Origin of the sequence: Pseudomonas sp. NPDC089741 (assembly GCF_044748825.1) — a bacterium.
Taxonomy (GTDB): Bacteria; Pseudomonadota; Gammaproteobacteria; order Pseudomonadales; family Pseudomonadaceae; genus Aquipseudomonas; species Aquipseudomonas helmanticensis.
The window spans coordinates 24,053-44,541 of sequence record NZ_JBIVGT010000010.1; the positions used below are offsets into that span (position 1 = coordinate 24,053).

The following is a 20,489-nucleotide window of genomic DNA, read 5'->3' on the forward strand; positions in this document are numbered from 1 at the left end:
TGGCGCCAGCCTTCAGGTTGCGAAGCATGCACTATTCCGGTGCATACCGGCAGCCCTGAATTACTTGAGGCTGCCCGAGAGGAATTGCTGCAGACGTTCCGATTGCGGATTGACCAGCACTTCGCGCGGGTTGCCGCTCTCTTCCACCACGCCTTTGTGCAGGAACACCAGTTGATTCGACACTTCACGGGCAAAGCCCATTTCGTGGGTGACCACAACCATGGTGCGACCTTCCTGAGCCAGCGCCTGCATCACCTTCAGCACGTCGCCAACCAGTTCCGGATCGAGAGCCGAGGTCGGTTCGTCGAACAGCATCACCTCTGGTTCCATCGCCAGCGCACGGGCAATCGCCACACGCTGCTGCTCGCCACCGGACATGTGCCCAGGGAAAGCATCTTTGCGATGCGCCACGCCAACCTTGTTCAGGTAGTGCTCGGCTTTCTCGCGGGCTTCGGCCTTGGATACACCAAGAACGTGCACCGGCGCTTCCATGATGTTTTCCAGCGCGGTCATGTGCGACCACAGGTTGAAATGCTGGAACACCATCGACAGGCGCGAACGCATGCGTTGCAGCTGTTTCGGATCAGCGGCTTTCAGCGCGCCGTCCTTGTTCGCTACCAGCTTCAGCTCTTCGTTGTTGAGCAGAATCTTGCCCGCGTGCGGCTGCTCGAGCAGGTTGATGCAGCGCAGGAAAGTACTTTTGCCGGAGCCACTGGAGCCGATGATGCTGATCACATCGCCGGCTGCCGCTTTCAGGGACACGCCCTTGAGCACTTCGTGACTGCCATAGCGTTTATGCAGGTCTTGGACTTCAAGTTTGTACATGCGGTCGGTTCTCACAAAAACAGTCAGTCAGTCGTTGAGCAAGCGCCCGTGACGCAGCGCTTCGCGCCCCGCCACCTTGGCCAGCCAGAAACCGGGTTGGGCATAACGCAGCCGTTCAATGGCAAACAGCACCCCGGAGGTACCAGCACATACCGTGCTGACCCGATCGGACACAGGATCAATCACTTCAAAAATCTCGTCGCCCGCCTCGACCCATTCGCCGGGCTTGCGCAGAAAACTCACCACGCCAGGGTGCGGCGCCAGGAGCAATTCGGTGCCCTCGAACGGCATGCCTTCGCACGGTTCGTTCGCTGGGCTCGGCCACTCGCCGGTGATTAAACCTTGCTCGGCGAGGAACGCGAGAATGCCTTCAGCATACGCACAAGCTTCGGCGCGACCAGTGTCGGCCTGACCGCCCAGCTCAATCGTGGTCGCCAGACACGCCAGCGGAATCTGCGCATCGGGGAACTGACGCGACAGCCGCAACCACGGCAGCGAGCAAGCTTCATCGAACGAGCTGCCGCCGGAATCTTCCGCGAGCAAACCCACGCGCACATTCAGATGCGCAGCCAGCGAACGCCACTGCGGCCAGTGTTGCGGCAACGCATACATGTGCAGCGCGGCTTCGGCATCGCAATGCAGATCGAGCACCACATCGGCGGCGCAGGCATGGCTGAGCAACACGCGTTGCATGCCTTGCAACTGGCTGCTCGCTTCCGGCATTGCGGCCAAATGATCGGCCATCGCCTGACGAATCAGGCGCACATTGGCGTGCGGATCATCACCGAGACTGTCGGCCAATGCCGCCGCAACCGGCGCGCTCAACTCAACGAAATCACGGTTGAAATTCTTGCCGCTACCGGCCTCGAAACGGCCCTGATGATTGCCTTGCAGCAACTGCCCGAGACCCAACGGGTTGGCGACCGGCACCAGTTCGATGACACCGTTGAGCAAGCCTTGGGCTTCGAGTTCGCCGAGGCGCTTTTTCAGCTCCCAGGCGGTGCGCATGCCCGGCAATTCGTCAGCGTGCAGGCTGGCCTGAATGTAGGCTTTGCGCTCGCCGCGACCGAAGCGAAAGACCGAAATCTTGCGCTCGCTGCCCAGATGGCTCCACGGCAATACGTGATCGATGCGTTCCATATCAGTGCTTCCGCGGGGCCAGGTAGCTCAACCAGCGACGCTCGGCCAGTTTGAACAGCTTGACCAGAATGAACGTCAGGCACAGATAGAACACGCCGGCGGTGATGTACGCCTCGAACGGCAGATAGAACTGCGCGTTGACGGTACGCGCCGCACCGGTGATGTCGATCAAGGTCACGATGGACGCCAGACTGGTGGTCTGCAGCATCATGATCACCTCGTTGCTGTACTGCGGCAGCGCCCGGCGCAGGGCCGATGGCAGCAGAATGCGCTTGTACAGTTTGAAGCGCGACATGCCCATGGCCTTGGCCGCTTCGATCTCACCGTTCGGCGTGGCCCTGAGGCTGCCGGCAATGATCTCAGCGGTGTAAGCGCTGGTGTTGACCGCAAACGCCAGGCACGCACAGAACGTCGCGCTGGACAGCCACGGCCAGAAGATACTTTCGCGTACCGCTTCGAACTGGGCCAGACCGTAGTAGATCAGGAACAGTTGAACCAGCATCGGCGTGCCACGGATCACGTAGGTGTAAAGCCACGCGGCGCCGTTGACGACCGGGTTCTTCGAGACGCGCATCAGCCCCAGCGGCAAAGCCCCCAGCAGACCAAAAAACAGCGACAGCGCGAGCAATTTGAGGGTGGTCACCAAGCCGCCGAGGTACAGCGGCAGCGCCTCCCAAATGACGTTGTAGTCGAAGATCATAGATCAGCCGCCCTTACGCCTACCGAGTAGCGCTTCTCAAGTTGACGCAGGATCAGCAACGAAACACTGGTGATGACCAGGTACATCGCCGCCACTGCGAGGAAGAAGGTGAAAGGTTCGCGAGTGGCATCTGCCGCCTGCTTGGCCTTGAACATCATGTCTTGCAGACCGACCACGGAAATCAGCGCGGTAGCCTTGGTCAGTACCAGCCAGTTGTTGGTGAAGCCCGGAATCGCCAGACGAATCATCTGCGGCACCATCACCCGGAAGAACACCTGAAAACTGCTCATGCCGTACGCCATGCCCGCTTCGGCCTGACCTTTGGGGATCGCCATGAACGCGCCACGGAAGGTTTCCGACAGGTACGCACCGAAGATGAAACCGAGGGTGCCGATACCGGCGGCCAGCGGATTCAGATCGATGTAGTCGTCATAGCCGAGCAACGGTGCAACGCGGTTGAGCAAGTCCTGACCGCCGTAGAAAATCAGCAGGATCAGCACCAGATCGGGAATCCCGCGAATGACCGTGGAATACAGATCGCCCAGCCAGGCCAGCCAGCGCACCGGCGACAGGCGCAACGCGACACCGATCAGCCCGAGAACGATGGCCAGAGCCATGGACGACAAGGCGAGCTGAAGCGTCAGCCATGCGCCATCGAGGATGACAGCCCCGTAGCCTTTCAACATGATTCAGGTCCTCGAAAGTTGGGATGAAAAAATGGCGCAAACCGCAGAGATCCTGTTGCTTGCGCCATTTCGGACTTGTCGCAGAGACGGGTTACTTGCCGTAGATATCGAAGGCGAAGTATTTGTCCTGGATTGCTTTGTATTTGCCGTTTTCGCGGATGGCCGCGATGGCGGTGTTGATCTTGTCTTTCAGGGCGTCGCCCTTGCGCACTGCAATGCCTACGCCGTCGCCGAAGTATTTGACGTCGGTGAACGCAGGACCTGCGAACGCGAAGCCTTTGCCGGCGTCGGTGTTCAGGAAGCCGTCTTGCAGCAGAGTAGCGTCAGCCACGGTACCGTCGAGACGACCGGCGGCCACGTCGAGGTAGATTTCGTTCTGCGAGCCGTACGGCTTGATCTCGGCACCCAGTGGCGCCAGAACTTCGCGGGCGAAACGTTCGTGGATCGAACCACGTTGTACGCCGATGTTCTTGCCCTTCAGCTCGCTCAGGTTTTCGCTGACCTGAGTACCGGCCTTCATGACCAGACGTGCCGGGGTGTTGTAGTACTTGCTGGTGAAGTCGACCGACTTCTTGCGGTCTTCAGTGATCGACATCGACGACAGGATCGCGTCGATCTTGCGCACTTTCAGTGCCGGGATCAGACCGTCGAACTCTTGCTCGACCCACACACACTTGACCTGCATCTGCTCGCACAGAGCGTTGCCGATGTCGTAGTCGAAACCGACGATGCTGCCATCCGGCGCTTTCGAGGCGAACGGAGGGTAAGCCGCTTCGATACCGATCTTCAGAGGTTTTTCGTCAGCGAAGGCATTCAGCGACAGCACGGACAGTGCCAGGGCGCCAAGCAGCACAAGTTTCTTCATCTCGGGACTCCATCGGTAAAGGGCAAAAACGGCAGAGTGAGCGACAGCCCAATATGCGAATGGGTGAATCGGGAAATCGGTTGCTGCATCGGTAGGAAATTTCCCATTGAAACCTGGAGAGATTTCAACATCAGCCACGATGAGCGAGTGATCGGCATTCTAACGACAGGCCGGAAGCCGATATTTCTTCAATGCGACAACTAATTACAGATGCACAGAGAAAGCGACTTTGGCACATTGACAGCCCTGCAATTTCATGCAAGAGCGAAAGACAGTGAACCGATCTATGCTGCAAATTGCGGGCCTATTATTCGCAAACCCTTCTAATCCGGCAAGCGCAGCGTAATGTCTTATTTTTCACCGGGGGTTTTAAGGCTCTAAAACGGGGCGATGCGTTTCCCTTCGCCCCGTCGCGGGGCGGGCGGTTACACATTCGGTTACGTGGAAGGCACGGGGTAACAGCGGGAAATGTCTTACGGGAGAGGTCGATAATTATTGACCGACGATCGTTCCCACGCTCCGCGTGGGAATGCCTCCCTGGACGCTCTGCGTCGGCTTCTGGGACGCAGAGCGTCCCTTGCTGCATTCCCACGCAGAGCGTGGGAACGATCAATGAAGCCAGCCCAACCACCACAAAACCTCCAGGCACAAAAAAGCCCCGCCCGGCATACACCGGACGGGGCCTTCTTCTTTTCAGACCTGCTACTTAAGCAACATTCATCGTCTTATGCGTATCAATCAAATGCTGCACCACACCCGGATCCGCCAGCGTAGAGATATCCCCCAACCCGTCATATTCCGCCGTGGCAATCTTGCGCAGAATGCGGCGCATGATCTTGCCCGAACGCGTCTTCGGCAGCCCCGGCGCCCACTGGATCACATCCGGCGAAGCAATCGGCCCGATCTCCTTGCGCACCCAGTTCTTCAGCTCCAGACGCAATTGCTCGGTCGGTTCCTCACCATTCTTCAAGGTGACATAGACATAAATGCCCTGCCCCTTGATGTCATGCGGCACCCCAACCACCGCCGCCTCAGCGACTTTCGGATGCGCAACCATCGCGCTCTCGATCTCGGCCGTCCCCATACGGTGTCCGGACACGTTGAGCACGTCATCGACACGCCCGGTGATCCAGTAGTAACCATCGGCATCACGACGAGCGCCGTCACCGGTGAAGTACATGCCACGGAACGTCTTGAAGTAGGTATCGACGAAACGATCGTGATCGCCGTACAACGTGCGCGCCTGACCTGGCCACGAGTCGAGAATCACCAGATTGCCTTCAGCCTCGCCCTCAATAATGTTACCGAGGTTGTCGACCAGCGCCGGCACCACACCGAAGAACGGACGCGCCGCCGAACCCGGCTTCAGCGCGTGCGCACCCGGCAACGGGCTCATCATGTTGCCGCCGGTTTCGGTCTGCCACCAGGTATCGACGATCGGGCAACGCGACTTGCCGACATTCTTGTAATACCAATCCCACGCTTCCGGGTTGATCGGCTCGCCGACCGAACCGAGCAGACGCAGACTGCTGCCATCCGCGCCTTCAACCGCAGCCTGACCCGAGGCCATCATTGCGCGAATCGCGGTCGGTGCGGTGTAGAGGATGTTGACCTTGTGCTTGTCGACGATCTTCGCCACCCGGGTGATGTCCGGATAGTTCGGCACGCCTTCGAACAGCAACGTGGTCGCGCCATTGGCCAGCGGGCCGTAGACGATGTAGCTGTGGCCAGTGACCCAGCCGACGTCGGCGGTGCACCAGTAAACTTCGCCCGGACGATAATCGAACACGCGCTCGTGGGTCATTGCCGCGTACAGCAGATAACCGCCAGTGGTGTGCTGCACGCCCTTCGGCTTGCCGGTCGAGCCTGAGGTATAAAGGATGAACAGCGCTTCTTCGGCACCCATCTCTTTCGGCGCGCAGACAGTGCCCGCCACTTTCATCAGGTCTTCGTACCAGATGTCGCGATGTTGGTTCCACTTGATGTCGCCACCGGTGCGCTTGCAGACGATGACTTTCTGAATGCTGCTGGTTTCCGGGTTGGTCAGGGCGTCGTCGACGTTAGCCTTCAAGGAAATCTTTTTGCCGGCGCGGATGCCTTCGTCAGCGGTGATCACCACTTTCGATTTGCAGTCGATGATGCGACCGGCCAGGGCTTCTGGCGAGAAACCACCGAACACCACCGAGTGAATCGCGCCGATCCGGGTGCAGGCCAGCATGGCGACCACGGCTTCGGGAATCATCGGCATATAAATGGTCACCACGTCGCCGCGGTGCACGTCTTGACCACGCAGGGCGTTGGCGAGTTTGCACACTTGCTCGTGCAGTTCGCGATAAGTGATGTTGCGGCTCTCGGCAGGATCGTCGCCTTCCCAGATGATCGCGACTTGATCGCCACGCTCGGCCAGATGACGGTCGAGGCAGTTGTAGGAAACGTTCAGGGTGCCGTCGGCAAACCACTTGATGTCGACATGGTGATCATCGAACGAAGTCTGTTTCACCGTGGTGAAAGGTTTGATCCAGTCGAGACGCTTGGCTTGCTCGCGCCAGAAGCCGTCAGGGTTGACGACCGACTGCTGGTACATGGCTTTGTAGGTCGCCTCGTCAGTCAGCGTGTTAGCCAGAACCTCGGGACGAACGGGATACAGAGAAGCCGCACTCATCTTTCCTACCTCGGTGTAATAGTTGTTTTTGTATGACCCCGTTGTAGCCGGGCCGGCCCCATAGAACCATTCGACGATGGTAGTAACAACCCCTCCCCCCCGTGTAGGAGCTGCCGAAGGCTGCGATCTTTTGATCTGGATGTTTAGAGGCAAGATCAAAAGATCGCAGCCTCCGGCAGCTCCTACACGGGGATTGAGGTGATTTCGGGTATTGTTACCAAATCTGCCAAAGGTGTTTATCAAAACGCGCTCTGTTTACCCCCGCCCCATCTCCCTAAAATCCACCTCGCCGACAAGGCAAACGCGATTAACAACGTTACAGCCCCCACGAAGGCCGTTAATCCAGCTCTCAAGTAATAACCGCAAATGATGAAGTTCCACACGCAACCCTAAAAAGGTTGCGTGACCCCACTCGACCTTAAAAAGGTAAATTTGAAATGAAAGCTTTATTGGTTCTGGCCCTCAGCAGTCTGTGCGCAACCGCCATGGCAGATGAGGTTCCGACTGATGTCGCACAGCAACAACCGGTTATCGAGGAATACACTTACTCCACCCACCTGGATATCGCCAACGTTGTATCGATGAGTGAAATTCCGAACGTCTGCGAAGTAGTACCGGCGAAAATGGAGTACGACGACTCCAAAGGTCAGCGCCACATCCTGCGCTACAGCGTCATGGGCAACGGCTGCACCAATTGATGATTCGAGACTGCACCGAATTGGATCTCTCAGCGCCTCATTGAGGGTCGATTCCAGCCCGACTTAGGTCGGGCTCAGTTGTGTTTGAAGTCGTGCAAAAGGCTTGCAAAACACAAGATATAGTGAAAAACGCGGGTTTTTGCTCAAATCTTGAACAACCAAACCCCGACGAAAAAATTAATCAAAAAAAATTCTCACAGGCCAACATCCGCGAAAGCCCTGTAAACCCTCGCTCCGACTCAAATCCCCTTCCTGATCGACCGCCCTGTGCTGATTCGCCTCCCCCACGAGTGCATTTTTTTCCCTATAATGCCGCCCTAATCGGGTCAGCAATATTCCCTTACAGGGATCAAAAGCCATTCTGAAGCCCCGCAGTCGCGTCCAACGTGATCTGCGCCCGTCAGAGGCTCTCGGAAACCCGTACAAAATTCTGTTTGATGCCTGCGTTTAGCTGCTGCAAAGAACGATTCCTTTAGATCCAACGCGGTCTGTACGACCGTGTGAAAAACCAACCAATCAGGTTTCACACGGGCGACAGGCCCTCACGCAGGAGACGACACGTCATGCTGAGCTGGGACGAATTCGACAAAGAAGACAGTGAAGTAGCAACAGTGAAAGGCGCTAACGCCGGCCACGCTACTGAAGCCAACATGGACCGCCTCGACAACGCTGGCGGTGCCGCCGCGATCGAAGCCCGCGCCGTGACCGCCGACGACTCGGCCGCTGTCGCCCGCGCCAAGGCTGCACTGAACTCCCTCGACGTCGCCGAAGGCCTCGCCGAACTCGAAGGCGCCTCCGCCCGTGTCGCCGTTGACGAAAAGCGCATGATCAACTGCCGCGCTGACCTCAACCAACTCGTGCCATTCAAGTACGACTGGGCCTGGCAGAAGTACCTGGACGGTTGCGCAAACCACTGGATGCCGCAAGAAGTCAACATGACCGCCGACATCGCCCTCTGGAAAGACCCGGAAGGCCTGACCGACGACGAGCGTCGCATCGTCATGCGCAACCTCGGCTTCTTCTCCACCGCCGACTCCCTGGTTGCCAACAACCTGGTACTGGCGGTGTACCGCCTGATCACCAACCCGGAATGCCGCCAGTACATCCTGCGCCAGGCTTTCGAAGAAGCGATCCACACCCACGCCTACCAGTACTGCATCGAATCGCTGGCCATGGATGAAGGCGAAATCTTCAACATGTACCACGAGATCCCATCGGTCGCTAAAAAAGCCGCCTGGGGCCTGAAGTACACCCGCTCGATCTCCGATCCGAAGTTCGAAACCGGCACCCCAGACACCGACAAAGAACTGCTGCGCAACCTGATCGCCTACTACTGCGTTCTGGAAGGCATCTTCTTCTACTGCGGCTTCACCCAAATCCTCTCCATGGGCCGCCGCAACAAAATGACCGGCGTCGCCGAGCAGTTCCAATACATCCTGCGCGACGAATCCATGCACCTGAACTTCGGCATCGACGTGATCAACCAGATCAAAATCGAAAACCCACATCTGTGGGATGCCGAAATGAAGGAAGAAGCGACCCAGATGATTCTGCAGGGTACGCAGCTGGAGATCGAATACGCGCGTGACACCATGCCTCGCGGCGTACTCGGCATGAACGCGGCGATGATGGAGGACTACCTGAAGTTCATCGCTAACCGTCGTTTGTCGCAGATTGGTTTGAAAGAAGAGTATCCAGGGACGACCAACCCGTTCCCTTGGATGAGCGAGATTATGGACTTGAAGAAAGAGAAGAATTTCTTTGAGACTCGGGTTATTGAGTATCAGACTGGTGGTGCGTTGAGCTGGGACTAATAGTCCCGCTCGGCACGATTTGACGATTACTGCCTGAGTCAACAAGTCGAGAAAGTAAAAAGCCCCGATCTGATCGGGGCTTTTTTATGCATGAACAATTACTTTTTAATGGGTCATTGGTATTTTTTACACACAATCCCATATACCACAGAGGCTATCTTACTAGCCAGTAATGGTGGCACAGCATTCCCAACCTGATGAAACTGATGAGTTCGATTACCCTGAAAGAAGTAATTATCAGGGAATGTCTGAAGTCGAGCCGCTTCTCTCACTGTCAGACTACGGCACTGTTTTGGATCATAGTGAATAAAATAGTGACCATCCTTGGAAATATGACTGGTAATTGTGGTCGCTGGAAGCTGTTCAAGTTGAACCCTAAAGCGATCACTAAACTTACCGCTTTCCCAGTTTTTATGAGCAGGTGCAAGACCCGAAAGAGTGAATTGTTGATGCCCTTTTGGAGACGTCTTGTAAGCACGAGCATACACACTGGCGAACATGTAGCGACGTAGATCAGAAGGCATATGCCCCCTCGCGTCATGATTCAGCCAATAATCCAGTTTTTCATCGCGATACCATCGATCCAAGCTCTCATCCTTCGTTTTTCCATCTCCCTTGCGACGGGGAACGCGAAGAGCCCCGACCTCTAGAGATGCAGAAAGAAGAGCCTCGCGCGCAATCTTCATTTCGGAGCTAAGCTTTGGCTCCAATCTACTATCGACCTCAGAAATAAGACCATCGAGATGGTTAGCTACTTCTTGATACCAAGCCTCGCCATTATCTACTTGCTTGGTCAGGCGACTTCGCAACGGAGGCAGGTTATCGAGAACCTGTTTTGTACTTACACGATCAATGGCCTTCGGAATACTTTCATATTCTTCAATACATCCTTTGTCATCCAAGGCGATACCCAGAAGGATTACACGATGCCTTGCCTGAGGAATTCCATATTCCTCCGATTTAATAATAAACCCTCTAGGATCTACCTTGCTCACGTCCTCGCCAGGACCAAAGGTCTGACCCGTTACAAGAGAGCAAATACGATACTTTATGCCCGGACTTGAATCCCCCAAAGCCTTATTAGGATCAGTCAGATCCTGCAGAATCTGACTGAAAATGCTCTCGCCGGCGATCTTGGAAGATAGAATTCCTTTAACGTTTTCCATCACGAAAACAGCTGGTTTTCTTTCCTTGATGATTCGCAAATATTCTTTATACAAAAAATGGCGATGGTCATTTTCAGCACTGTAATCAGCCTTACCTTGGTTGCGCGACCGCCCAACAATTGAATAGGCTTGGCAAGGTGGCCCACCTATCAAAACCCAAGGCCGATCTTCGAGCCGTCTGTCTAGAATGCTATCAAGCTCTGCATCACCTTCCTCGGAACCCAAAGTGATGCATCTAGCTTCCTCTTCAGCCTCTAGCCACTGAGACTCACTCAAATCGCTATACGGCTTCTGACTATTGCCATTACAAAAGTTGTAATAGTCGCTCAGTCGGTCAGGATTTTTTTGCTTGAGCAGTCTATAAAAGGCTCTCAACTTGAGCGTTTCGCGAGCAATAGGGTTCATTTCGGCCGAGACTAGAATCTCAAATCGGGAGCCACCTCCCGACGAGGCAAACCCCTCGCCGAGACCTCCAGGGCCAGCGAAGAGATCGACAATTTGAATTGGCTTCGAAAGCTCAGTATCACATTCGATGGCGGTGTCTCGGCCTAACGGCAAATTCATCTGGGGCTCATTCATGGACATAGTCAGTAGAGAAAGTCAGGTCTCGGTTGATGGCCGGGATTCGCGGCGAAAATACATCTCCCGAAATGAAAATCCGGAGCGGTTGCATCGGCACTGCTTCAGGTTTCGCCAGTACGAGCGAAAATCTACCAAGCTGATCCGGTCTCCTCACAGAGCATGCACCTTCGTTGGTTGATGACACAGGCGTCCGAGTAAAAAGAATGCGAGGACAGCTGGCAAGCGAAACTGAACCGATATGTGAAGTGCGAAGCCATGAACCTAGCTTTCAAGCAAGACAGGATAGTGGTCAAGCCTAAGTGGCGCGAAAATCATAAGCAGAAGCTGAGATCACCCGGATTCCGTAAACGCACTCAGATTGTAATCAAAAACACGTATCTTGGCCCGGTTTTTTCCGATCGGGATCCTCGAGAATTCCGTACGGGTGAACCGAACTAATCAATACCTAGTTTTCAATCTCCAATAGACTGACAGGAACTTTACTCCCACCCTGTCAACCACCTTAAAAGTGGATTTAGGGGACGAAAAACAATGAGGAGCTCTGATTCTTGATATACACTTCCTGATCATCTCTTACAGAACGACGATGCCATTCAGAAATTATAAGGTTAAAAAATTTAACGCTAAAGCATATCTCACGAAATTTAAAACCTTTACAACTATATCGTCAAGTTTCGTTGTTTTATTTAATGATGAAACATCGAGTTGAGGAGTATCTGCCCCTTCTCTTCTGCTGATCAACTCAAATCAAAAATAACAATAGAAAACGCTACAGTGATCGCCAGCTCAATATTCGATAAAGCACTCTCGTGAGCCACGTTATGAGGCTCTCCCGAAAATGCCGGAATAATTCGAATATTGTAAAGCGGCGTTTTTGCTGAGTAGTTGGGACCATCCGTGGTGGAGCGTCTGCCCACCACAGATATTTCCATTCTACCAGTCCAGCTGGGAAAGTTTCAGATCCTCCTCCGCAACCTTAGCGCACTGAACGCGGCATAGTTTTCCATCAGCCTTGAGCAGAGCATCGCCTTTGCCATTGAGGTTTTCGGCACCAGCCTCATCCAATACAACACGACTTTCTGTTCCGCTTTTTACTCGCAAAGCGAGCTGTGACGGAAGGTTGGAACGCAGGTTCGTACTAATAACCTCAGCACTAGGTTTTTGTGTGGCAATGATAACGTGTATTCCTGCCGCGCGAGCCTTCTGAGCCAAGCGTTTGAGTTCCTGCTCAATCTCTTTCTTCGATTGAGGGTCATGCGTTAGATCCGCGTACTCGTCAAGAACAACAAGCCACCATGGGAGCTTTTCATCCGCGCTCGAAGCAGAATTGAACTCTACCAAGCTCCTGCATCGCTTCTGCCGGAATTTCTCGTAACGTCTTTGCATCTCTTCCACAGCGCTCTTCAATAGAACGACTGCGTCGGTGTCTTCCCAGCCAATTGTACCAATGAGATGTGGTGATGTTTCAAAGGGGACAAGCTCAGTGCCCTTCGGGTCGATAAGCATAAGCCTCAGCTCTGACGGACTATAGAATCTTACTAAACCGAAGAGCATTGTATTCAAAGCTTCCGACTTCCCACTACCCGTAGTACCCGCGACCAGGAGGTGTGGCGAGTTCGACGAAGAAAAGTTAACGATCACCGGTTCGCCATATCGATCTTCACCAAGGGGTACTGCTAGCTCTGTAATTGGTCGTTCCCACTTATCCCAAAGGTCTGCTGCATTCACGTAGTAGCGTTGCTCAGTTCTCTTCGGAACATCGATGGTGACGTACCCCTTATCGATGTCAAAGCTTATGTTCTGATCCTGCTCGAGCTCTAGTTTTAGTTTAAGGGCCTGGGATCTTTCAAATAGCTTGCGCGGATCGACGCCTGTACCGGCTTTCACTTTGAATAGAATAGATGCAGGGCCCTCAACGATAGGGTGATCACCCTTGAGAGCAGAGGAAACCGCGACATTATGCGACGCAAAACATCCAAGGATTTCGTCATACATCTTACCAAGTTCAGTCTGTGACATACCCCTAGGAGCGAGCGCGACAATTTCGGCTTTGGCTATCGGACTTACTGCGCTATCCCTTCCCCCCACCGTAGAGCTCTGCTCCTCACTCCAGTCGCTTCCCGATCCACTGAACGCTATATGTTCCTCAGGCATCGCCCCCTCCGAGCCACTTACAGCTATTTTTTGGCTAGCGGAAGGCTCATCTTTTATTGATATAGAACCAACTTGGCCAGATATAAGCCTTTCATCCATTCGAACTTTAACACTACGATTAGGACGACCAATAAGCTCAAGGATGTGCGCACGCGAAGAACGTATAACTGTAATGGAGTCTTTAAAATCGCGCTCCACTTCAGCTTGGGAGCTTTCCCAGAGACAAATTGAATACAACGAATCTAGAGATCGAATTCGATACTTTCCTTCACGGAATAGCTGCCGAATCTCTTCTGGAATTGTTCGAGCATCCTCATCTTCAACCAGTATGTCATCCCGTACTACACGTATTGCATCAGCACCAACACTTTCAATTGCTGAAAGGAATCTCTCGCGCCACATTTCTGCGTCAACATTCTCACTACCGCCGTGAGCCGAACTAGACAGAATTTGCTCGAGGAAAGTACGTGTTCGTACCACCTGAACGACTCCGTGGGAATCGAAGCTTTGTCGAAACTTGCCTTCGAGCACGAGAAGATCCACTTCGAGTCGGCCACTCGCATCGCGCTCTATTATTACCCTGCACATGTCTGCTCGGATATTTGCAGCACCACCAAACCAAGCCGTATGCTCGTCAAGGCTAATCCAAGCCAACAAGCCGTCGCTGACATTGGCAGGAAATTCTTCGTCAGCAAATCTTCGCGCGATGCATAGACCCAAGATTTCTTCTGTAACGCGCGCGACCCCCATAGCTTGCAATGCAAGATGAGGGGACAATTTACGAGTCTCCTCATAAACTCGTTTAGCCAATTCTCCAAGGATTCTATTATCGCCGTCTAAGTCACTTGAGTCTGGCACTAACTTACGTAGTTTCCTCGCTAAGCGAGCCTCGATGAGCGCACGCCCAGAATGCGATGAAACGATTAGAGTGCTAAGACCATTACTACCAATGTCTGTCTCTACACTTAGAACATCAGGAGCACCGGCTTCCACTGACTCGATCTGTTCACGCGAAATATGTCGCTCCAACGTTATAACCCAGTGGCTATTCTGATGGAGGGCCCTAAAGACGCGCGCGGAATCTTGAAAATTGATACGCAGCTCAACGAAATCAATATTCTCAGGCTGACTTGGAGAGACAGGACAACTTCGGTTTGCACGAACCACGAGAGTTCCCCACGCTTCAAGAGAAACATCGGGAGCACGAGGACGCATTACGATGGATATTGCACCGCCACTACCAGCTGACTCCAAGCAGATCGGTCGATCCAGAACGGCATCGAAAGCCCCTGCTCGTCCTTCCGAAGGAGGCTCAGTATTCTGCTGGCTGATAACACTTTCTTGGAGCACATGAGTCACCACCGAAATATCGAAGGATTGCCCATCTAGTGCACCAGCAAGATCCGCGCCTAAATCGAACTCGATGAAAGCAAGATCTCTAGCAGGGAATAATCTACCGCTCCCAGACTTACGCTCCTCACTTGGGAGTGCTTCAACCAAGCGAGCAATTTTTTCCCAGCGATTTTTTGGAGCTGCTACGGTTAGAGAAATCCGCAGGTCAGAATATCCCTTTGTCACCAGCTCGATTAGTTGTGCCGGCACTACGTCAGAGGATGGTAGCAACAGGAGTATGGAGAGCCCATCTCGCTTGAATGGATGAGCATCTAGGTAATCCACGATTCGAGCAGCGATTGATCTCAGGGCATGCTGATCGACCGAAACATCGGCAGATACTCTCGTTAGCGGTGCAAATTCTTCAAACCACGCAATTTCGGAGCGCGCATGAAGAATTTCTCCTGACTTACCCATTGCAGTCGGTGGGGATTCATGTGGCGATAGAGTTTCCAGCCAATCTAGATACTGGTCACCGTCCGAAACAGAAAAGGACGCAATACCAGTCATGCAACTGCTTGCAAGCTTTAGACATCTCTGTAAATACGAAGCCACCCATCGCATCCGCAACGCATGCGTTGGCAACATCAATCGGCGATCTTCTCCGCAAAAGGCTAGCATGTCCAAACCAAGTACAGCCTCAAGGACTCGAGGTCTAGTTCCGTCAGGAACATGATCGACACGCACCGATGCAATTACGGCTTGCCAAGCATCAGTAAAATCATTAAATGCCTCGATCGACAAGCCTGATTTGCGAAGCGACTTTCGCAATCGTTGACGCTGGAGTAACAACTCATCGGTAGTGGTATCTAGTCCATCGAAGACTGACGAGTCGCTGGGTTCTATAACGCGCAGTGACTTGTCTCGCTGGAGGAAGGCGTTCAGCCAGTCTTCCGACCCTCCACCTTCAGGTAATCGCAACTCCCCGATGGTGCTCCACGCTGGCGAATCATCGGCAGCAACAAGCAGCCAAAAAAATGCTAGGAACGAAAGGTGTTCCGGAGCCCACTCAACCCTATCAAGGCACTCAATGAGCTTTCCATATTCATCCGTGACAGAAATCGACAACGCAAGGGTTGTCCAAGAAATCGGTGCCTGCACTTGCTCCGTTTCATTATCGCTCTCCCTCTCTTCCACCAAGCCTGGAACTTCGCACTGCTCAGTGAGGCAAGGGTCTACCGACAACTCACAGGCGCCTGGAATGTCACGCGTTTCGTCAATTAGTGACTTCAAGGTCGGGCCATAGATAAAAGCAAACAATCCCCGAGTCGCGCTTAGCTTGGCTTCATTATCGGCGCACTCAACATGAATTTTTGCTGGTCGGATGCCTTCATTCAGTATTTGTAACTGACGAATAATTCTGACCAACTGGATAATAGGGTTGGAAAAGCGAGCAGCTGGTGGCGCCGCAACTCTTTCAACCGCCTTCCTTGTCCGAGTCGTAAGCAAATCTATAAGAGGTTTCAATCCCTCAATCATAGGCATTGACAGCAACCGCTCTGCATCAGCCTGAAGCTTAGAGTTCAGACCTTGCACCACGTCTGAGGCATCTAGCTCCACTAATCTTGAAGGGGCGGCGTTCTCGATTTCGGTACGCACACGGTCGCCCAGCTTTAGTCCCGCAGAGTCTTTCTGAAAAAGCTGTTCGAAAATTGTGTAAGGAATTTCACGTCTGAGTGCGTCACTTGGTGCGGAGGCATACTTTCTGCATAGCTCAGCAAATTGCTCACGTCGTAGAGGCGCTAATTTATCGCCCGCCTCATCGACAAACTGAGCAACATCAGCCAGCTTTATGACATCGTCAGGATCAAGTTCGCTTCCACCTGCGATGAGCTCTGCATGTCGTGCATTGAGTTCCAAGCGGCGCTTGATTCGTGTATCGACGCCACCTTTTCGCCAAAGAGGATCCGGAAACATTTCAAGTTGATGGAAGCACTCACCGATAATGCGATCTGTAACCAACTCATCCTTAGCCGCATCCGAACTAATCCAAACCTGACAGGCCTCAAAAGCAAAGGCGGCAAATCGCCGAACTGGAACTGGCTCAATGTCGGGATGAATCAGACTGATGACTTGGAGTACTCGCTCTTTAAGCAAGGTTGGAACCCTACTATCGCTGCCGGATATTTCATCCCAAGCAGTTTTGAGCATAAGCTCCGGTATTCCACCTTCAACCCCAGCATAATCATCAAAGCTACCGTCAAGAAAATTACTATCCCGAAGAGTAAATAGATTCTGGAGACCTTGCTCGTCAGATTGAACTTTCGTCTCGAGATAAACTAGCCCGCCCTCATTATGATTACGATAATAAGTAATCGAAAGACCTGGTTCTGCAATATAACCGGAGGGAACGATATTTTCGATACCCTCATCTCGCGCAACAACTAGCCTAACGGCAGCCATGGGGGAGCCCGGGATATTTCGATCCCACAACTTAACAAGCTCAGAGAGTTCTTCGCGCTGCAGATTCTTGATACGGAAGCATTGGTGCTCAGCATCTGGATTGCGTAAAAAAGCAGAGTTGATGACTTGGAACGCTGTATTGGCAATTACAAAGGCGCTCATAATGTAACCTCCGCAGAAACCATTCGAGTCGCATCAGAATAAACACGAAGCATTCCTGTGGCGCGCATCTGCTCCGCAAGCTGACGTTCGTTCTCTTCAAAAATTGTTGCGTCGAAGTCTTTTAAAAGACCTGATTTACCCGCAGCCTCACGTCCAACAATCAAGCCACAACGATCGCCAAGCCAGTCAGTAGTAAAATTCTCAAACGATCGCTCGGACTGGGGGCCACACGCAAGCACCAGCGTTTCAATCGCCTCAAGTTTTAACGTAAAGTGGCGACGCCCCTTATTAGCATTCAGCAGACCACAAAGTGCTGCAGTACCACTAAAAAAACCCCTTATTTTGTTACGTTGAGTGGAGGATATCTTCCCTTCTAAACTTTCTGCCTGCTGAATTGAAGCCTCTTCAATATTTGACAAAATATCTTTTAGACGCTTCTGAGAAGCTCGGCGGAGTTGCGGGTGAGCACCTGCACAGTCGACAATTATTTTAGCTCGTTCTTTTCCGACGTGCTGCGCGGAACGTGCTGCCTCTAGAAGAACAAGCCAGATTCCAGTCCAATTCATTATCGCCCTTATGCGTTGAACCTCCGGAACACGTTGGTGAGAAAGGATGCTCGAAATCCCATCCCGAAAAAGGTTGTCAAGATCATCATTCAGCACCTTGGAGTCCTTTTCCAAGGTGTCATACACAGGCTCTAAATCGCTCGGACCGTGCTTGATAAGTGTGGCAGCTAAGAGCTCCAACGGTCCTTGCGCATCGGCGGGGTACAGCGATTCGAAACCTGCTCTAATTTTGGCAAGGCGTTCAAAGTCTGGATCGTGGCGAAGCACGGAAAATGCAAACGCGCCACCACCGCGAAGATATCGCCGCTCATATTTAAAAGACTTATTTCGAATACGCGCATCCCAATGAACCAAAGACCGCGTGTATGGAAAAAAATGAGTTCTTTCCCAACGTTTTGACTTGACGGCGTTTGGTACAGCAAGTTCAACACAGCGCAGCAAATGAACTATAGCTTTTCGGGACTCTACGTCTAACAACACAGCAGAGCACTCCGTCTCGGTAAGTTCATTATCAGCCGCAACCAACCGGCGAGCAAATGCGTGTGAACGTCGAGAAATGCGGACTTGTGCAACCTCGGCCCCTGGTAAAATGCCGTCTGGGCAGCAAAGAACGAAGTTTAATAATTCTAGGCCTGGGTAGTGACCCGCGCCGTCAATATCAAGTACACCTCCGAATAGAGCCTTTGTGACTTCCGGTCCCGTAAGTGCGGCGGCCATATCAGATCCCTCCTACTTGAATCACGCCCATGTCTATCGAAACGCTTTGAACTTTCCCATCCATGAATAGCTGTATCTCACTATCAACGACATTAGTCTGAGCAGCAAGGCGTCCTAAGAACGCCCGGATACGTCTAATTTCTTGGGCATAGAATTCCTCAGAAACGTACCCAGATGCCGACCTCGTAACGCACTCAAAGGACAGTAAGTCCAATCCTATGTCGATGTTTCGGCCGTCACGTTCTTGAACCCGTACTACGACTGTTCTGTCGATCCAATCAACGGATTCACATATGCTCCAGACTTCATCACCCTTTGGCCAAGCTTTCCTCGCTGGAAGCAATTGAAGCTGGGCGGAAGAAATACGACGCGCAATTATTGCGGCATCGTTGCTTGCACGCCCAAAAGCGGGATCGACCAGATGAAGGGTTGCTTCACTCCTTGGCATACGAAGCCCCTGAATTGAATGAAGTCCCGCGACAACAACATTTTTCAATCGAACTTGCTCGGGAGAGGTTAACCTTTCAGCAATGACGCTCAGAAACTCGTCACCAAAACGGAATCCGATTCGAGCCATTAGGGATTTTTCAGCAGCTGCGTCGTCAAAAATTGATCTGCGGCGTAAAGCCCTCACCGCACGTGCCCCCACTTCGGTTTCTCTTGCTCGTTCCGCCTTGGTTTGGGGATTACCAATGAAATCATCAAGTCCTTGAGCTGCATCTACAAGCTTGCTATCCAACCGGAACTGCAGATCCAGCTGCCCTTCAGGAAACACCCCTCCCACATTGAGGACTCTGTCGTCAACCGCTCGTGAAGCAATGCTCCCAGGATCAAGCCGTCGAAACACGGTGAGAACAGGAATTCCTTTGTACAGCCTGTCTTCCGACATAGCGGGAGGGGGTGAAAACAGCAAATTGTAAAATGCCCAAGAGTGCTGCCAACCGACGCTGCTATGTTTTGTCGTGGATTTCTTATGGACGTCTTCGCACTGTAATCCTCCAGTCAGGAGGTATGAGACGAGCATCAACATTTCGCGGATTGTAACTACTTGACCAAGACGCTCGACCGCCTCAAACATTTCCTCAAGCCGGGAAATTCGCTGTGCTGCGAGCGCCTCCTCCGCGAGGAGCGCTCGATTGTGTCGGATGGGGCATGTGTCGACCAGTGAGCACGTTGCACAACCTTGCCAGCGGCGTCCATCTTCGGCCCAGCTTTGGAGCGTCCTACGCAACAAGCCTGCTATTCCACCGGCACGTGCGGATGAAACTGATTGGTAGTTGAGATTGACGATGTGGACGGAGCCATCTTCGGAACTGAGGCCGCTGCTAAAAGATCGCTCAAACAATGAAATGATCTGACGACACACATCGCCTGCAGCGCTCGACTGAACGATCGCCCTGAGCCGGCCTTCATTTGCGCAAACAACTAATACTTCGTTGCCGCGTTCGGCGCTTCTCTCGAGCAGCGAAGCGGCCGCCAGCGGATCTAGTTCGGAGAAATCTTTATGGATTCGCAAACCAGGATGTTGCTGATCCGATATATGCTCAATTAATTGAGTAGCGTTGCAGTGACTCTTCAAGAGTTCGCGCGATGTAGGAACGCTATATCCAAGAACACACTCGATGAGACGGCGGCATAAATGGGTTTTCCCGTGCCCCGCATCTCCAGTAAGAACGATACATCGAGCCCCCTTTGACACTGCGCGCGTCGCATATTCAAGCGCTACCGTCTGGAGTTCGAGACTATCCTCGCCCGTCTGGTATTCCTCATAGATCTGCTCGTGTGCGGCACTAAATGGCAAGTACCGATTAAGACGACCAACGTGGCTGTTTATGCGCGGAACTAGGTTTTCCGTCAATTCCTTTCTCTCCCTCGGACAATGCGGCGATCCAATGCAGCGACAATCAGTATCAAAGTCTAACCAAATGGCCATTATACAGCTACCAGAATGAGCCCA

Annotated in this window: 13 protein-coding genes; 2 read left to right on the forward strand and 11 right to left on the reverse strand. The window is 53.0% G+C overall.

Translation table 11 applies throughout. From position 1 onward, the window contains the following. Positions 1-60: 60 nt before the first annotated feature. From ACIPZE_RS12675 to acs, 6 genes are all read right to left on the reverse strand, one after another. Positions 61-825 (reverse strand): ABC transporter ATP-binding protein, encoded by a 765-nt coding sequence (locus tag ACIPZE_RS12675; protein ID WP_003227281.1) that lies wholly within the window; start codon positions 823-825, stop codon positions 61-63. Between the two features lie 27 nt (positions 826-852). Then, positions 853-1,965, reverse strand: a complete 1,113-nt coding sequence (locus ACIPZE_RS12680; RefSeq protein ID WP_400773119.1) for a M14 family metallopeptidase — start codon at positions 1,963-1,965, stop codon at positions 853-855. 1 nt (position 1,966) lies between these two features. After that, a complete protein-coding gene (locus tag ACIPZE_RS12685; RefSeq protein WP_129395124.1) occupies positions 1,967-2,665 on the reverse strand; it encodes an ABC transporter permease in 699 nt (232 codons plus the stop codon). Next, complete coding sequence (locus tag ACIPZE_RS12690; protein ID WP_103304062.1) at positions 2,662-3,351, reverse strand: ABC transporter permease; 690 nt, start codon at positions 3,349-3,351, stop codon at positions 2,662-2,664. Before ACIPZE_RS12690 ends, ACIPZE_RS12685 begins: the two co-directional genes overlap by 4 nt. A 91-nt stretch (positions 3,352-3,442) precedes the next feature. Then, positions 3,443-4,216 carry an ABC transporter substrate-binding protein gene (locus ACIPZE_RS12695; RefSeq protein WP_400773122.1) on the reverse strand — a complete coding sequence of 258 codons (774 nt, stop codon included), beginning with the start codon at positions 4,214-4,216 and terminating at the stop codon, positions 3,443-3,445. Positions 4,217-4,922: 706 nt separating this feature from the next. Next, a complete protein-coding gene (acs, locus tag ACIPZE_RS12700; protein WP_400773124.1) occupies positions 4,923-6,878 on the reverse strand; it encodes an acetate--CoA ligase in 1,956 nt (651 codons plus the stop codon). 437 nt (positions 6,879-7,315) lie between these two features. On the opposite strand from acs, the gene ACIPZE_RS12705 reads away from it, so the two are divergent. Then, positions 7,316-7,576: a DUF2790 domain-containing protein gene (locus ACIPZE_RS12705; RefSeq protein WP_008084846.1), complete on the forward strand. Its 261-nt coding sequence runs from the start codon at positions 7,316-7,318 to the stop codon at positions 7,574-7,576. A gap of 563 nt (positions 7,577-8,139) precedes the next feature. Further along, positions 8,140-9,390 (forward strand): ribonucleotide-diphosphate reductase subunit beta, encoded by a 1,251-nt coding sequence (locus ACIPZE_RS12710; RefSeq protein WP_008084848.1) that lies wholly within the window; start codon positions 8,140-8,142, stop codon positions 9,388-9,390. Positions 9,391-9,503: 113 nt separating this feature from the next. Here ACIPZE_RS12710 and ACIPZE_RS12715 read toward each other — a convergent pair whose 3' ends face one another. From ACIPZE_RS12715 to ACIPZE_RS12735, 5 genes are all read right to left on the reverse strand, one after another. Beyond that, positions 9,504-11,120, reverse strand: a complete 1,617-nt coding sequence (locus tag ACIPZE_RS12715) for a DNA cytosine methyltransferase (protein ID WP_400773127.1) — start codon at positions 11,118-11,120, stop codon at positions 9,504-9,506. A 755-nt stretch (positions 11,121-11,875) separates the two neighbouring features. Further along, positions 11,876-12,070: a hypothetical protein gene (locus tag ACIPZE_RS12720; protein WP_400773128.1), complete on the reverse strand. Its 195-nt coding sequence runs from the start codon at positions 12,068-12,070 to the stop codon at positions 11,876-11,878. A 1-nt stretch (position 12,071) separates the two neighbouring features. Further along, entirely contained in the window at positions 12,072-17,249 is a 5,178-nt protein-coding gene (locus ACIPZE_RS12725; RefSeq protein ID WP_400773130.1) for an FtsK/SpoIIIE domain-containing protein, read from the reverse strand. Beyond that, the gene (locus ACIPZE_RS12730) at positions 17,246-18,532 is read right to left on the reverse strand and encodes a hypothetical protein (RefSeq protein ID WP_400773132.1); all 1,287 of its coding nucleotides are present in this window, start codon (positions 18,530-18,532) and stop codon (positions 17,246-17,248) included. The genes ACIPZE_RS12725 and ACIPZE_RS12730 overlap by 4 nt, the downstream gene beginning before the upstream one ends. A gap of 1 nt (position 18,533) precedes the next feature. Next, on the reverse strand, positions 18,534-20,390 hold the full coding sequence (locus tag ACIPZE_RS12735; RefSeq protein WP_400773133.1) for a hypothetical protein: 1,857 nt from the start codon (positions 20,388-20,390) through the stop codon (positions 18,534-18,536). Between the last annotated feature and the right edge of the window lie 99 nt (positions 20,391-20,489).